The 1119-nt window shown below is 44.3% G+C and carries 2 protein-coding genes; both read left to right on the plus strand.

Annotation, left to right across the window (positions count from 1 at the left end; all coding sequences use genetic code 11):
- The coding region (locus tag BUA16_RS18795; RefSeq protein ID WP_449371712.1) for a Mu transposase domain-containing protein at positions 1 to 658 on the plus strand (658 nt) is incomplete at its 5' end.
- A 12-nt stretch (positions 659 to 670) separates the two neighbouring features.
- A partial coding sequence (locus tag BUA16_RS18175) for an ATP-binding protein (protein ID WP_178338929.1) occupies positions 671 to 1119 on the plus strand: 449 nt, incomplete at its 3' end.

Consider the following 1119-nt stretch of genomic DNA (forward strand, 5'->3'; position numbering starts at 1 on the left):
TAACACGAACTTTCAACATAAATCCTACAGCCGCCAAGCTCTTTTCGATCAGGTAGAAAAGCAAGAATTAAAACCTTTGCCGACCACCTTGTATGAGTTGAAACACTTCTGTCAACTAAAGGTACAGTACAATCATCATATTTATCTAAAGGACGATAAACACTACTACAGCATCCCCTTTAAGTATACAGGCAAAAAGGTAAAGGTCATTTATACCTTTTCGTATGTTGAGGCCTATTTCAATAACGAAAGAATCGCACTCCATCGGCGTAACCGTAAACCTTATGGGTATACTACCAAGAGCGAGCACCGCCCTTCCCAGCACCGTTTTCAAGCGGAGTGGACCTCGGAGCGTTTTATTGGTTGGGGCCGCTCCAAAGGACCTGAAGTGGAACAGCTTATTGCCAAGATATTGGATAGCCGTCCCCATCCGGAACAGGCCTACAGAAGCTGTATGGGGTTATTGAACCTGGCCAAAAAACATCCCGAACCACATTATCGGAAAGCCTGTGAGAAGGCCCTGGAGATGAATTGCCTACAATACAAGTTTATAAAGAACATGCTCGACAACAAGACTTTTGATGTGGAAGAAGAACCCCTTGAGCTATTCCAATTACCTGTCCATAACAATATACGAGGAAAAGAAAACTTTAATTAAAATCATATGCTTATGAATACAAATGCCACTCTTGAAAAATTAAACACCATGCGTTTACACGGTTTTGCACAGGCCTATCGCGAAGTTACCGAAAGCGCTCTGGAGCGGAACTTCTCCCTAGATGAACTTATCGCCCACCTAGTTGAAGCCGAATACGAGGACCGATACAATAGGAAGCTGAAGCGTCTGATCCGCCAAGCACGGTTTAAGCAACAAGCTTCCTTTGAACAGATCAATTTTAATCAGCCCCGCGGGATAGATAAAAATATGCTATTGCGCTTACAACAGGGGGACTGGCTCAAAAAATCAAAGGACCTGATCATAACCGGACCAACGGGTGTGGGCAAATCGTTTATAGCGTGTGCATTGGGGTTCCAGGCATGTTCCCAGGAACTTAGAACCATGTATTTTACGGCCAATAAACTCTTGGACCGAATGACACTGGCTAAAGCCGACGGCAG

The sequence above is a fragment of the Arenibacter nanhaiticus genome (assembly GCF_900141935.1).
Lineage (GTDB): Bacteria > Bacteroidota > Bacteroidia > Flavobacteriales > Flavobacteriaceae > Arenibacter > Arenibacter nanhaiticus.